The 14,820-nt window shown below is 45.7% G+C and carries 13 protein-coding genes and 1 other annotated feature (1 of these 14 cut by a window edge); of the genes, 1 reads left to right on the forward strand and 12 read right to left on the reverse strand.

The annotated features are described in order from the left end of the window. Positions 1-57: 57 nt before the first annotated feature. The 4 genes from ESE_RS0101440 to rpsL all read right to left on the reverse strand — a co-directional run bounded on the left by ESE_RS0101440 (position 58) and on the right by rpsL (position 5,344). Positions 58-1,854 (reverse strand): helix-turn-helix domain-containing protein, encoded by a 1,797-nt coding sequence (locus tag ESE_RS0101440; protein ID WP_010370074.1) that lies wholly within the window; start codon positions 1,852-1,854, stop codon positions 58-60. Between the two features lie 341 nt (positions 1,855-2,195). Then, on the reverse strand, positions 2,196-4,319 hold the full coding sequence (gene fusA, locus ESE_RS0101445; protein ID WP_010370077.1) for an elongation factor G: 2,124 nt from the start codon (positions 4,317-4,319) through the stop codon (positions 2,196-2,198). Positions 4,320-4,437: 118 nt separating this feature from the next. Next, positions 4,438-4,908, reverse strand: a complete 471-nt coding sequence (gene rpsG, locus ESE_RS0101450; RefSeq protein ID WP_003608096.1) for a 30S ribosomal protein S7 — start codon at positions 4,906-4,908, stop codon at positions 4,438-4,440. A 19-nt stretch (positions 4,909-4,927) separates the two neighbouring features. Further along, positions 4,928-5,344, reverse strand: coding sequence for a 30S ribosomal protein S12 (gene rpsL, locus ESE_RS0101455; protein ID WP_003608097.1), 417 nt, complete (start codon positions 5,342-5,344; stop codon positions 4,928-4,930). A 317-nt stretch (positions 5,345-5,661) separates the two neighbouring features. Between rpsL and ESE_RS0101460 the strand changes: the two genes are divergently transcribed. Then, entirely contained in the window at positions 5,662-6,084 is a 423-nt protein-coding gene (locus ESE_RS0101460) for a hypothetical protein (protein ID WP_029237422.1), read from the forward strand. On the opposite strand, the gene ESE_RS0101465 is transcribed toward ESE_RS0101460, so the two are convergent. The 8 genes from ESE_RS0101465 to ESE_RS11265 form a co-directional block, all read right to left on the reverse strand. After that, the gene (locus tag ESE_RS0101465) at positions 6,029-6,874 is read right to left on the reverse strand and encodes an ATP-binding cassette domain-containing protein (protein WP_010370083.1); all 846 of its coding nucleotides are present in this window, start codon (positions 6,872-6,874) and stop codon (positions 6,029-6,031) included. The genes ESE_RS0101460 and ESE_RS0101465 overlap by 56 nt on opposite strands. Beyond that, positions 6,864-7,754, reverse strand: coding sequence for an ABC transporter ATP-binding protein (locus tag ESE_RS0101470; RefSeq protein ID WP_010370085.1), 891 nt, complete (start codon positions 7,752-7,754; stop codon positions 6,864-6,866). The genes ESE_RS0101465 and ESE_RS0101470 overlap by 11 nt, the downstream gene beginning before the upstream one ends. Further along, positions 7,747-8,580: an ABC transporter permease gene (locus ESE_RS0101475; protein ID WP_010370089.1), complete on the reverse strand. Its 834-nt coding sequence runs from the start codon at positions 8,578-8,580 to the stop codon at positions 7,747-7,749. The genes ESE_RS0101470 and ESE_RS0101475 overlap by 8 nt, the downstream gene beginning before the upstream one ends. Before the next feature lie 2 nt (positions 8,581-8,582). After that, positions 8,583-9,521 carry an ABC transporter permease gene (locus tag ESE_RS0101480; RefSeq protein ID WP_010370092.1) on the reverse strand — a complete coding sequence of 313 codons (939 nt, stop codon included), beginning with the start codon at positions 9,519-9,521 and terminating at the stop codon, positions 8,583-8,585. A gap of 13 nt (positions 9,522-9,534) precedes the next feature. Further along, positions 9,535-11,085: an ABC transporter substrate-binding protein gene (locus tag ESE_RS0101485; protein WP_010370096.1), complete on the reverse strand. Its 1,551-nt coding sequence runs from the start codon at positions 11,083-11,085 to the stop codon at positions 9,535-9,537. Between the two features lie 326 nt (positions 11,086-11,411). Continuing rightward, positions 11,412-12,635 (reverse strand): homoserine dehydrogenase, encoded by a 1,224-nt coding sequence (locus tag ESE_RS11260; protein WP_010370099.1) that lies wholly within the window; start codon positions 12,633-12,635, stop codon positions 11,412-11,414. Next, positions 12,632-13,747, reverse strand: coding sequence for a trans-sulfuration enzyme family protein (locus ESE_RS0101495; RefSeq protein WP_010370102.1), 1,116 nt, complete (start codon positions 13,745-13,747; stop codon positions 12,632-12,634). Before ESE_RS0101495 ends, ESE_RS11260 begins: the two co-directional genes overlap by 4 nt. Then, positions 13,740-14,531, reverse strand: a complete 792-nt coding sequence (locus ESE_RS11265; RefSeq protein ID WP_010370105.1) for a homoserine O-acetyltransferase/O-succinyltransferase family protein — start codon at positions 14,529-14,531, stop codon at positions 13,740-13,742. The genes ESE_RS0101495 and ESE_RS11265 overlap by 8 nt, the downstream gene beginning before the upstream one ends. A gap of 53 nt (positions 14,532-14,584) precedes the next feature. After that, positions 14,585-14,820, reverse strand: a binding site (T-box leader); it runs 12 nt beyond the window's last position.

The following is a 14,820-nucleotide window of genomic DNA, read 5'->3' on the forward strand; positions in this document are numbered from 1 at the left end:
TATGTTACGGCACATAACAAAACGCACGCTCCGATAATTCGAAACGTGCGTTTTTTACTATTCTTCCCACAATGGTCGTAGGATTTTTTGATAGGCATCACTGAACTTACGATCACCAGCTAGCACAACAAAATCACTTAGATGCTCTTGTAAATCACGTCGCGCATGGGGGTGATCATGCAAAATAGCCGCGTAAATATCAAATAAGCGTTGCTGACCACGTCCAAACACCATCACATCAGCCGGATCAGTATCAGGCACCTGTGCCACCTGCAACAAGGTTTCTGCTAATTCTCGCTTCCCCAGCAAGATAGCCCGTAACAAAGGCCATTCGAAAATATCAAGCACCGTATTGCGGTTGATGTAACGTTGATCAACTTTCCTCATCGCCCGATTCAACAATTGTGCCCACATCTGAATACCTGCCGGATTTTCGATGTGCAACATGGCATACCGTGCCACACGGAACTCTGCGTACGTCCATGTTTCCATCGCCATCAATTCATCACTGATTGTCTTACTTAATTCAGCAGCCGCTGGACTTTGTAACCAATTCTGATGCACAAATAATCCATCCAAGGCCTTAAATTCGAAGTATGCCTCCAAATCCTTGCGTTGGTGATCAGTCTCGTATTTTAACTGCATTGATCTTGCAAGCGCATCATAGCCAAGTGGTTGAATGTGTTGCCAACTATATTGATACCAAGTCGAGTTAGTGACATTAATCAAACGGCGTCGCAAAACAACATCGATGTCGCTTGGCATCAGGTCTAATAGATGCATTAATTTCAATAATTCTTCTAGTTGCAGATAACCATTCTCATTGTAAGCCTTATATAGCTTGTAAGTCGAAACACCAGCATCAACAACCATACCAGGCGTCACATGTTTTTGTTTTATAATCCAGCGGAACACGTCACCATAGTGATTAAACATTTCTTCTGGTGGTAACGTTGAAAACTTCGGTAGTTGCACATGTTCATTCGGCTTTACCCAAAACTTTGACGCACCAACTTGGAATTCAGTCCACAACGCGCTCAAATCGAGGCTCATTAAGCGCGTCTTCATCACTGCAATTTGATGTGTCTTGGCGCTTAAAAGCAATGTTGTCATTCGGTTAGTCGTCGTAAACGTCACCCCATCAGTGGTTGTCTTTAGCAATTGCATGACTTGCTGCAGTAATCGCAGTTCCATATATTGTGGTTCTGTATATTGATTTAGGATTGTTTCAATTACAAACATCGTACTATTGTAACTACGATTCTCCGGCTGTAAGAGTAATTTATCAATTGCAGCCATGTGAATCGTTAATACCAAATCATAAATATCACTATTCAAAAAATTCTGAAAATTAGCCATGCCAGCAGCGTAACGAACATACAATAATTTGAACTTATCAGCTGAGATGGTCGGTGCAATTAATGCGAAGCCAACCAAGTCAATAAGTGTGAAAGCCTCCAAGGTTACTAAACGCTGGAAAATAGCCTCATCTTGATCTCGTTTGATATTATCTTCACGCAATGCAAGTGCATAGGCAAAAATCAACCGCCGAAAATCGGTATCCTGTTCATCTGATCCGTTCGCGCGATCAGTCAATTCCGCAATATCTGTTGTTAACAACCAATGTAGCGTAATATCCTGTAGACACGCTTTATTGGTCAACTGACCCAATTCTGCGAATGATAGGGTCAGCGCGTCCATAATCGTCATAATGTCAAACATCGGCATATCAATTTCACCATCGATAAACCGATAATAGCGGGACTTACTAATGCCCAAATCTGCTATTTGCGCTAAAGAGATATGTTTCTCTCGCCTCACATCATTGATCACTTGACCAATTGTCTTTAACATAGCAAAACTCTCCTCTAAACTCTGCGACTCTCTAAAAAAAGCGGTTCAAAACACTCCTGTTTCAAACCGACTCACGGGGATGTTGCTAGTCCAATTCTTATTAGTAGTGAGAATTGAGGTAAATCAGACTAACAACACCTTTGATTATAACAATACGGCAGTTTTGTCCCGATTATTTCCCGTTTATTAATACATGTCGCTTACTATTTAAGCAGATTGTTGAAAAAAAGGCCACGAAATCGGACTGGAACCAAACAAAAAAGGATGAAGATAACTCGAAAGAATTATCTTCATCCTTAATTTTTCAACTCAATTAGTAAGTGAGTCGCTGGTAATTAAAATTACTCAGCGTCTGAACCCTTACCGTACTTTGAGATGATGTCTTCTTGAACGTTCTTAGGAACAGCTTCGTAGTGGTCAAAGGCCATTTGGAAAGTTCCACGTCCTTGCGTAGCTGAACGCAAAGTCGTTGCATATCCGAACATTTCTGAAAGAGGAACCTTAGCGTGGATCATCATTGAGTTACCACGTTGCTCTTGTCCTTCCAACATACCACGACGGGCAGAAACGTGACCCATTGCATCACCCAAGTTATCCTCAGGAACAACGATGTCAACCTTCATGATTGGCTCCAAGATAACGGCACCAGCAGTCTTTGCAGCTTCCTTCAAAGCCAATGATGCAGCAATCTTAAAGGCAGCTTCTGATGAGTCGACATCGTGGTATGAACCATCGTACAACTTAGCCTTCAAGTCAACCAATGGGAATCCAGCCAAAGGACCATTGTTCAATGAGTCCTTCAAACCAGCTTCAACTGAAGGGATGTATTCACGAGGAACCACACCACCAACGATGGCATCTTCGAACTCGAATCCGGCACCTTCTTCGTTTGGTGAGAATTCAATCCAAACGTCACCGTATTGTCCCTTACCACCTGATTGACGCTTAAAGTAACCACGTGCTTGAACAGTTTGCGTGAATGCTTCACGGTAAGCAACTTGTGGCGCACCAACAGTAGCTTCAACGTTAAATTCACGACGCAAACGGTCAACGATGATGTCCAAGTGCAACTCACCCATTCCTGAGATCAACGTGTCACCAGTTTCTGGGTTCGTCTCAGCACGGAATGATGGGTCTTCTTCAGCCAACTTCTGCAAAGCAGTTGACATCTTGTCTTGGTCAGCCTTCGTCTTTGGCTCGATAGCCAATTGGATAACTGGGTCAGGGAACTCCATTGACTCCAAGATCAATGGGTGATCCGTAGCAGTCAATGAGTCACCAGTCGTCGTATCCTTCAAACCGATCAAGGCAGCGATATCACCTGAGAACACTTCGTCGATTTCAGTACGGTTCGTAGCGTGCATTTGTAGCAAACGACCAACACGCTCACGCTTTCCCTTAGACGTGTTCAAAACGTATGAACCTGACTCCAAAGTACCCGTGTAAACACGAACGAAAGTCAAACGTCCAACGAATGGGTCCGTCATAACCTTAAATGCCAAAGCCGCGAATGGCTTGTCATCGTCGGCAATCAAGTCAACTTCTTCTTCAGTATCTGGGTCCGTTGCGATGTATGGCTTAACGTCCATTGGTGATGGCAAGTAGTCAACAACCGCGTCAAGCATCATTTGCACACCCTTATCCTTGTAGGCTGAACCTGCAAGAACTGGGTAGAACTCCAAAGCGATCGTTGCGCGACGGATAGCAGCCTTCAATTCTGCTTCAGAGATTTCTTCTCCGCCCAAGTACTTTTCCATGATATCGTCATCAACATCAGCGATGGCTTCAACCAATTCGTTGTACTTCTCCTCTGCCAACTCAGCGTAGTCAGCAGGGATTTCGCGCTTCTCCCACTTTTCACCCAAATCATCGATTGGGTACAAAGCAACCTTTTCAATCAAGTCGATGATGGCTTCAAAGTCATCTTCGGCACCGATTGGCCATTGAACAGCCTTTGCGTTAGCGTCCAAACGTGACTTCAATGAGTCAACTGACATTTGGAAGTCAGCACCCATCTTGTCCATCTTGTTAACGAAGACGATACGAGGTACTTCGTACGTCTCAGCTTGACGCCAAACTGTTTCAGTTTGTGGCTCAACACCGGCAGCACCGTCAAGAACGGCAACCGCACCGTCAAGAACACGCAATGAACGCTCAACTTCGATAGTGAAGTCCACGTGTCCTGGCGTGTCGATGATGTTAACACGGTATGGTTCCTTGTCGTATTGGTCGTGGAATCCACGCCAAACGGCAGTCGTGGCAGCAGATTGGATCGTGATTCCACGTTCCTTTTCTTGATCCATGAAGTCCATTTGTGAAGCTCCGTCGTGAGTCTCACCAATCTTGTGGATCTTACCAGTGTAGTACAAAATACGCTCAGTCGTCGTCGTCTTACCGGCGTCGATGTGCGCCATGATACCAATGTTACGAGTACGTAGCAATGGGTATTCACGCTTGTTAGCCATGAGTATTTCTCCTTGAAATTCTATTACATCCAACACATGTTAGTTGCGTTGGTTCTATTATACCGTAAGTTATACAAAAATGGCTACTGTCATATCGACTGTAGCCATCAATTGGTTATTACCAACGGTAGTGTGCGAAGGCACGGTTGGCTTCAGCCATCTTGTGCGTGTCTTCACGCTTCTTAACAGATGCACCAGTGTTGTTGGCAGCATCCATGATTTCCTTAGCCAAACGCTCATCCATCGTGTGCTCACCGCGAGCGCGTGAGTATTGCACCAACCAGCGCAATCCCAACGTTACACGACGTTCTGGACGAACTTCGACAGGAACTTGGTAGTTAGAACCACCGATACGGCGAGCCTTAACTTCCAATACAGGCATGATGTTGTTCAAAGCTTCTTCGAACACAGCCAATGGCTCTTGACCAGTAGCTTCCTTGATACGATCGAATGCTTCGTACAAGATAGTTGAAGCAGTTCCACGCTTACCATCAAGCATCAAGCGGTTGATCAAACGTGAAACAAGCTTTGAGTTGTAAATTGGATCAGGCAGAACTTCAGCCTGCTTAGTGTAACCCTTACGTGGCATTTTATATGTCCTCCCTTAATTACTTCTTCTTAGGACGCTTTGCGCCGTACTTTGAACGTGATTGCATACGACCGTCAACACCGGCAGTATCCAAAGCACCACGGATGATGTGGTAACGAACTCCAGGCAAGTCCTTAACACGTCCACCACGGATCAAAACAACAGAGTGTTCTTGCAAGTTGTGGCCGATTCCTGGGATGTATGCCGTAACTTCGATCAAGTTTGAAAGACGCACACGGGCGTACTTACGCAAAGCTGAGTTAGGCTTCTTAGGAGTCATCGTTCCGACACGAGTTGCAACACCGCGCTTTTGTGGTGAAGAAACATTAGTCGTCTTCTTTGATTGTGAGTTGTAACCGAAGTTCAAAGCTGGTGACTTTGACTTCGTGCTCTTTGACTTACGAGGCTTACGAACCAATTGGTTAATAGTAGGCATGTCTAAGAGTCCCCTTTCAATTTTCTATATAATGTGTAGTCCACATTTCCAGGCGTGTCATTTAATAACAAGTCTAAAAACGTAGCTGAATGGTACTTTTCGTTCACGAGTTCAGCACGTCGCGTCACCGCAAACACCCTGCTCACTAAAAGCACAAATAATAATATAACACTGCTTACTAAATGTTGCAACCCTTTTAGTCGTTTAAAAATGCCTTTATATAGGCATTCATTTTGCAAACAATTCCGGGCGTGTCTTTTTTGGAAAAACTGCGCCATATCACGTCTTTAATCAGCAAACAGACAAAGGATGACGTTATGCACTATTTAGAAGTCTTCATTATTATGCCACTTTTCATCTTAGCAAAACAAGATTGGCAAATGAAATTAATTGATTCGCGCTGGTTAGCCTGTCCAACTTTCATTGCTTGTTTACAGCATGATCTCCCCTGCCTAACTATTTTTGTGGCATATATCGTTGCTTTAATAATAAATCGCCACCTCCAAGAGAAATTTCTTGGAAATGGCGATTTAGATATATTAGCAGCTGGTGCCTGTTGGTTGACTGGAACCGACTGGTTGCTTTGGCTGACATTAGCCTGCTTGCTCCAACTGCTACTTGCTAATTATTGCAAGGCTGAACAACTCCCGTTTGTCCCGGCCCTGACAATTAGCTTCATCTGGATTATTGTCGGACAAAATGCCCTGGCGTCACTTCAACCCATGATGTGCCAACCGTAATGGTTTGCCGTTGCTGCGCGATTAGTGGTTTACCAATCGATGGGATTGCAGCAAGCAACTCTTGCGTATACGGATGTAACGGGTTTTCAAAGATTGCCGCCGTTGGACCTAATTCAACTAAGTGGCCAAAGTACAACACCGCGACACGATCTGAGATGGCCTGCACCTTACTTAAATCGTGCGAGATAAACAAATAGGTCAACGCTTGTTGCTCACGCAATGCCATCATTAATGATAGGACTTGCGCCTGAATCGACACGTCTAACGCTGAAATTGGTTCATCAGCCACGATAAATTTAGGCTGACCGACAATCGCCCGGGCTATCCCGATGCGCTGGCGCTGACCACCGGAAAACGCTACTGGATATTTTTCACCGTCTGCCGGTGTTAGCCCCACCGCTGCAAGTGCCTGTGTTGCCATCTCAGTGGCAGTCGACAGATCAAAGTGTCGTCGTAATGGCTCACGGACCAATTCTAAGGCAGTATGCTTGGGGTTCAATGATTCATAGGGGTCCTGGAAAATCAGCTGCATGTCATCCATAACGGTCCGCCGATTGTGTTTCGTAATTGGCTGACCAGCGAAGGCTATTTCACCCGAAGTCGGCTGCAATAGTGACAACGCCACTTGACCGAGGGTCGTTTTCCCTGAACCGGATTCCCCCACCAAGCCAAGCGTTTCACCTTCGTAAATTGTTAAAGAGACATCATCTAGCGCCACTAACTCTGGTTTACCATGTCGCCCTGGGTATTGCACTGTAATATTTGTTAGTTTTAGTAACTCATTGGCCATCTGGTACACCCCCTAGGACACGATGTGTTGCCGACAACCAGATTTCTTCATGTTGTTGTCTATCGGTATGTGGCACAGTCTGTAAACTACTTGCGTGACCATCTGTTACGGCAGTTACCGCCGCTAATAAGGCCTGCGTATACGGATGTTGCGCCTGTTGGAAAATATCTGCGCTAGTCCCCGCCTCAACAATCTGACCATCACGCATGACTGCAACATTGTCTGCGACTGCTGAAATTACCCCTAAATCGTGGGTGATAAAAATGATCGTCAACTCCTCTGTCCGTTGCAGATCTTTTAACAAGGTTAAAATTTGTGCCTGAACTGTCACATCCAAAGCTGTGGTCGGCTCGTCTGCAATCAGGACATCTGGTTCCGCCAATAAGGCCATCGCAATCAAAACACGCTGCCGCAGCCCACCTGACAACTCATGTGGATATTGTTTTAGTCGTTGCGTTGGCTTGGGAATATTCACTTTTTCAAGTGCCTGCTCTGCCGCAGCTTGTTGTTGCAAACGTGAATACCGTGGATGGACTCGCTTAACCACTTCGGTTAAATGAAAGCCGATCGTCCGGACCGGATTCAAGCCCGTTAAAGGATCCTGAAAGACCATCGCCATTCGCAACTGCTGGTGTTGGCCAACCGGGCTATTTTCACCCGCGAGCTGCCAGACATCGGCAGTGGCGGTTGCACCCTTCGGTAACAGCCCCAGGATTGTGCGCATGGTCATCGTTTTACCAGAACCTGATTCACCGACTAGGCCTAATACTTGATTGGGCATAATCGTTAAATTCACCCCATTCAAAATAGGGACCATCGTACCCTGTTTGCTTGGAACCGTCACCGTCAGGCCCTGCATGTCAATAATAGGTTTAACCATGATTGTCCTCCGGTGATGTCATATCTCGTAGTAAATTACCCAGTTTATTAAAGGCTAAAACAGTCATGATGATAAACAAGCCCGGAATAATTGCCATGTACGGCGCATCCTGCAACCGTGACTGGGCGGCGTTCAGCAACGAACCCCATGAGGCAGCTGGGTCTTGAACCCCCATCCCCAAAAAGCTCAAAGCCGATTCCGTCATAATCGCATTCGCAATATTCGCGCCTGCAGCTGCCACAATAATTGGGGTCACCATCGGCAAAATATGATGCCACATGACATACCAAGGCGACATGCCGACAAATTGTGCGTACTTCACAAAATCTCGTTCCTTAACCGTGACCGTTTCGGCCCGAACTAAACGGGCAATCGACATCCATGAAAAGGCACTAATTACGATAATAATCGTAGTTAGCCCTGGTCGTAAGAATGCACTTAATACCACAACCAAGACCAACCATGGCACCGATGAAAACACATCTAGCAACCGCATCAAGGCCGTATCAGCTAGGCCACCGAAATAACCGGCCATCACCCCAATTGTGGTACCGAGAATAACCGATACCAACATTGCTAGGAAACCAACCCCCAACGAGATGCGACCACCATACACGACGCGGGCTAAATAATCCCGCCCCAAATCGTCAGTACCAAACCAATGTTGCCAGCTTGGTCCTTGAGACATGTGTACCACGTCGACCGCATTTGGATGTAAGGGCAAAATTGGTGCTAATAAGACAGCTAAGACCAGAACTGCCATTACAATCAACCACGTTAAGTAGGTTGGCTTTTGTCGAATGGTCATTTTAAATCGTTCGCGCATGATTACCTCCTAACCCGCGGATCAACCACGGTATAAAGGACATCTGCTAACAAATTACCGATTACCACCAACGTCGCTGACAACAACATGACCGCTAAAATAACCGGATAATCTAGCTTGACTGATGCATCCATCATGTAAGTCCCCACGCCTGGCCAACTGAACACCGTTTCTGTAATCATGGCGCCCGTTACGAGTAATGGTAACGATTGCCCAATTTGCGTCACAATTGGCAATAGGACATTTGGTAACACGTGGTGGAATAGAATTTGTCGTTCAGTTGCACCGAACGCCCGTTGGACCATCACATAATCCTGTTGGTATTCACCAATTGTTTTACTTTGGACATACCGTGCGAGCTCCGGGAAGTACGCCACAACCAATGTGATATACGGCAACACCATGTGCCACACAACGTCGAGTGGCTGATGCGCACTCCCCATTCCAAAGAGCGGGAATAAATTAGCTGCGTAGCCCAAGAAGTAAATTAGCAATAGTGCTATCCAGAATGACGGCGTTGCTAAACCAACCGCAGTCACCGTATCAATCACCCGACCTGCCCAACTTTGTGGTGCACGACCGCCGATCAAGCCTAGCACTGTTGCAATTACCACTGAGGTCGCATACGCAGGCAACACTAAGATGACCGTGTTGGGGATTCGTTCAGCCAACGCCTGACCAATATCTTGTTGGTTAATAATCGAGTGCCCAAAATGCCCCATGACAAAATTTTCAAGCCACAACACATACTGCGTCAGAAAAGGTTTGTCCAAACCATAACGTTCGCGTAATACATGAACAACACCAGGTGACATGTTAGGTTTAATGATTGCATCGACTGCATCAAATGGTGCGAGATGGATCATGCCAAAGACTAAAAACGAAATCACAATTAATAACGGAATCGCCTGCAGCAAACGACTAAAAATCGTTTTTAACATATGCGTCTCCCGTCTACTTTGACAACTTTGACCAGTCAGCAAATGTGTAAACTGGCAAAGTCTTCGCCTCAGAGAAGCCCTTGACGTCCTTATTCATCACCAAAATCTTCTTGTTATCAACAATTGGATACATCACTGCGGCATCCGCAATCTTTTGTTGTAACTTCTTGTACGTTGCTTGACGAGCAGACGCTGAACTCTCTAAATCGCCCTTCGTAAACAACTTATCAATAGTTGGATCCTTGTACTGCCAGTAGTTAGCAAAACCAGTTGACGTGTACAACGGCGTGTATTGATAAGGGTCCGTTCCCATGATGTAGCCATTCAAAAAGGCATCGTACTTGGTTTGATCCTTCTTGTGAATAGCTGTTGACAACGCGGTGGCATCAACCGCTTCAACATTCACCTTAATGCCAGCCTTACTTAATTGTGAGGCAATCAAGCTACCTTGAATTTTTTGTGCGGCATCCCCAGACGTATACCCTAAGTTAAGGGTTAGATTTTTCACACCCGCTTTGTTAAGGAGTGCCTTTGCTTTGCCGACGTTCGTCTTGTAAGCCGCAACATCAGTCGTCGCAAATGAATTCTTTGGTGGTAAGAATGAAGTTGGCGTATTGTAATACTTCTTATCGAGGTACGCCGCCTTATTCATTTCATTCTTATCTAGTGCATAGAAAATCGCCTGACGCACTGACTTATTTGCCAACTTCTTAACATGTGTATTCAAGCCCAAGTAACCCACACGATCCTCTGAGAACGCGTGTACGGCCAAGTCATGGCCCTTTAAGTTCTTCAACTCAGTTGGCAAAACGAACGATGCATCAACTTCGCCCTTCTTTAAAGCGATATCAGTCGTGTTCGGGTCGGTCAAAATGCGAAGTACCACGTGCTTCAACTTTGGCTTTTCACCAAAATAATTGTCATTACGGACAAAACGGACTTCTTGACCCTGCTTATAACTCTCTAATGTGTATGGGCCAGTACCAACATTGCCTGGCGTCAATGAACTACCTGAAAAATCTTTCGTATTTTCGTAAACGTGCTTCGGAATAATGAAATTCTCGGTTACCAAATTATTGACGGCTGAAGCTGACTTTTCAGGCAAAATAAACTTCACCTGATGATCATTAACCTTTTCAATCTGAATTGGCTTGTTATTAATATAGAATTTATCGGAATTGCCGTTCGCCTTATCAGCCAACTTTTGATACGTGAAGACAACATCATCTGCTGTGAACGGTTGTCCATCGCTCCACTTCACTCCTTGACGCAAATCGACTGTAATCGTCTTGCCATCAGATGAGACCGTATCCTTCGTTGCCAAAACAGGCGTCAATGAACCATTTTCTTCCACGTGGAATAATGGTGAGTATTGAATATTATCAAACGTTAAGCCCCAACGATCCGAAGTTGTGATTGGATTCGTTGATTCCAAATCACTGCTGATTGCGTAGGTAAATGTGTCTGACTTGCTATCCGCGAACACCGGGCTTAATGATCCCCCCACCGCCAATGCGACCGTGGTCAAAACCGATGCTGCTAACAATTGCTTCTTAATACTCATATTTTTATGCCCCTTGTATTTATGCTTAACATTGTTGTTATAAATTAATACAGGTGGCGACGACAACGAACAACCCTTTCCCCGGGCCATTCTGTTAACTGTTTGCGTCTCAGCCATACTGAAAAACGCGGTTGTTTGATTAACATCATGTTCCTCGTTCAAATTCTAAAATCGTTTCATACAAGCAGCAATATTAGCCCGTCATGAGAGAAGTGTCAAAAATTCTAAAACTCTCCTAATTTGCGGACGATTTTTAACTTTTAGTCTAAAACAATCGTTTTGAATCCGAGTCTGATGTTATCCTGTCGTCAGCCACACCTGACTTGTTACTCCTGGTAAACCGGTAAAACAATTTCGATTTTTGCACCGATTTGCTGTTGCAAAGCTGCTTCAAATCGGGCTAATGTTGCTGGCGAAACAGTGTCCGTCAAGATTGTGGCCCGGTGACTACGCACCCACATGGTTTTAATCCCGATTCGATTAGCCTGCGCAATGGCATCAATCTCATAAGTAGCTGGTGCCGTCACACGAATATAGCGGCCAGCCGCCGTCCCAGTAATTACTGGCTGTTGCAAAGCCTGCTTCTCATGCACCAGTTGACGGCCACACACGATGTCATGAACAATCGCAAGATCTGACAATACCGCACTTGCAGTCGGCTTAGCGCCAGCCCCTGGCCCAGTAAAAACTAAATCCTGAATATTACGTGTCTTTACCTGAACCGCGTTTTGCACATTATCAATTTTGCCGAGCAGATGCGCAGCCGGCACTAGGTGCGGTCCCACCGTCATGGCTAACTCTTGCCCAGTCCGCCGGGCAACCGCGAGTGGTTTGATAACATAGCCCAGTCGTTTTACTTCATCTAATACGGTTGCATTGATTTCCTGAATACCTTGGGTCGGAATCTGAGTCGTCACGACATTTGCACCGAAGGCTGTTTTAGCCAAAATCGCCAACTTATAACGTGCATCAAAGCCGGCCACATCATTAACTGGATTTGCTTCAGCGATGCCCATCCGTTGTGCTAAAGCCAATGCATCATCATAATTCATTGCTGCATCGCTCATCTGCGTCAAAATAAAATTACTCGTACCATTAATGATGCCGCCAACCTGCATTGTCTCGTCCCCAGGTAGTAGATTAGTCAGTGCATCTAAAATCGGAATTCCACCAGCCACCGACGCACCATAAAGCAACGCCAATTGATGCGCACTCGCAATTTTTTGTAACGTTTCCCCATAGGTTGCAATTAAATCTTTATTAGCTGTGATGACATGCTTACCTGAATGGAGCGCCCGTCGCAAATATCGATACGTTTCTGTCTGCCCACCCATCACCTCGATCACCACATCAATGTCCGAGGCGGTCACAATTGTGTCTGGGTTTGTCGTAAATTGCACCGTCGGATATAAAGTCATCCGCTGTTCGGTAATTTGGCGAACCGCCACACTGACAATTTGCATATCTGGAAACCGTTCGGTGTGCGCTTGTAAAAGGTCATAGACCGAACGACCAATTGTGCCAAAACCTAACATGCCAATTCGTATCATGCGCGCCCTGCTTTCTGAATCGCCTGGGCTAAATCTGCCCACAAATCATCCGCATCTTCCAAGCCGACGGATAAGCGAATGAGTTGTGGCGTAATCCCTAACCCAAGTCGCTGACTTTCCGGCATATCATGGTGCGTTTGCACAAATGGCACCGTAATCAAAGTTTCGACACCACCCAAACTTTCCGCAAAAGAACCAATCGTTAGCGCTTGTAAGAATTGATTGACATCATATGCCTCCGCTAAGTAGAACGAAATCATGCCACCCACGCCCGCATACAGCACTTTCTCAACACCAGCCAATGTCGCTAAACGTTTCGCCAATAACTGCGCGTTTTCAGTATGGACTCGCATGCGCACAGCCAATGTTTTCAACGAGCGGATCAGTAACCAACTGTCAAACGGATCCAGAACTTGGCCCGTGGTCGTCAGCTGGGTGCGTAAGGCATCTGACAAAGTCGCATCCTTGACCACGACCGCACCAGCTAAAATATCGTTATGGCCACCCAAATACTTAGTTGCGGAATGAACAACGATGTCAGCCCCTTCGGTCAGTGGGTTTTGATAAATAGGCGTTAAAAATGTGTTGTCGACAATGACTAAAATGTCTGGCCTGATTGCATGCACGACACTGGCCACCGCTTGAATATCAATCACCTTCATGGTCGGGTTTGACGGTGTCTCTATCCAAATTGCTTTTGTGTTTGGCTGGATGCGCAAAACTAATTCATCAATGTCTTGGCCATTCCACGTTTCATAGGCAATATCATACTGATCACGTAAAGTATCGAAGTAACGAAATGAGCCACCATATAAATCATCGCTCGTAATAAAGTGATCATGCGATTTCAGAATCGTTGATAGCACCAGCGTAATCGCTGCCATTCCTGAGCTCACCGCAAAGGCCTGTGTGCCATGTTCAATTTTGGCCAACTGAGCCTCCAACAGGTCGCGTGTTGGTGTTGTCATGCGTGAGTAATCATAGCCTGTCGATTCACCTAACCCAGGGTGGCGAAAAGCTGTTGAAAAATGTAATGGCGCGACCACCGCACCACTCCGGTCATCTTCCGACCCATTTGTCCCTTGTACTAACTGTGTTGCCACTTTAACCATTTGTAATTTCCTCGTCTTTCAACCATTGTTCAACAATATGTATCCCTTGTTCATGCCAGTGTGCCATCGGTCGCCCATCATCCCCGAAGTAACCAGTCGGCTTTGCAATCAGCATGCCCCGGCGCTGATCCCGACGAAATTCCATTGCCAAATTATTTGGACCATATTCGTAATGGCCAGTCACATAGACCGTCCGCGTTTGCTGGTTTTGAATAATTGTCGCGCCGGTCTTCCTGTCACCAGCAATTACTTGACCTGTATCGACGTTCGCCAACGGAATGGTGAAGTAGCGTGATTGCGGCATGATAAACCCTTGCGTTTCAGTCACCCCAAATATTTTGTCGTTCAGCTTGATTGGTAAAAAATCTTTGGTTACCAGCCCTGCCGCATAGGCACCCCAACAGATAAACAAACGCCGTGCAATATGGTCCACCTGCCACCGCATAAAGTCCTGAAATTCTGGCCAAAAATCAATTGCCTGTTCTGGCGTTTGGTCCAGTGGCGCGCCTGTGACAATCACGCCATCAAAATAGCGATTTTTAATATCAGCAAGCGTCGTATACCGCTGCTGGACTGCTACCGGATGGTGGCGAATACGATGTGAAGCCGGTATAGCAAAGGTCACAGCCACATCAACATCTGTGCCACTAAGTAATGACGTAAACTGCTGTTCTGTTACGGCCCGATTCGGCATTAAATTCAACACCAATAGTTGCTTGGTTTGCCGACAAGTTGTTTTGTCAGATTCTTTAGCTGTAAAACCATTTAGTAATTGCACTGTCATTTAATTTCCCCTTTTAAACAAAAAATCCCGTAAGCCCATGCAACTGCACAGACTTACGGGACGACTTTTCACCGTGGTACCACCCGAGTTTGTTAGATTATCCTAACCTCACAATACGCCAAATCAAATTGGATATATCGTTGCGCAATAACGGGCGCACCCGGCAAAAACTTACCTTACTAGCTCATCTTTACAACCACTCCGAGACCATTATTCCAAGCAACGCTATTATCGACTCTCACCAAATGCCGACTCTCTGGCTAATAGCTGTTGTTCGTACTCATCTCTT

Source organism: Weissella cibaria KACC 11862 (assembly GCF_000193635.1).
Classification (GTDB): Bacteria; Bacillota; Bacilli; order Lactobacillales; family Lactobacillaceae; genus Weissella; species Weissella cibaria.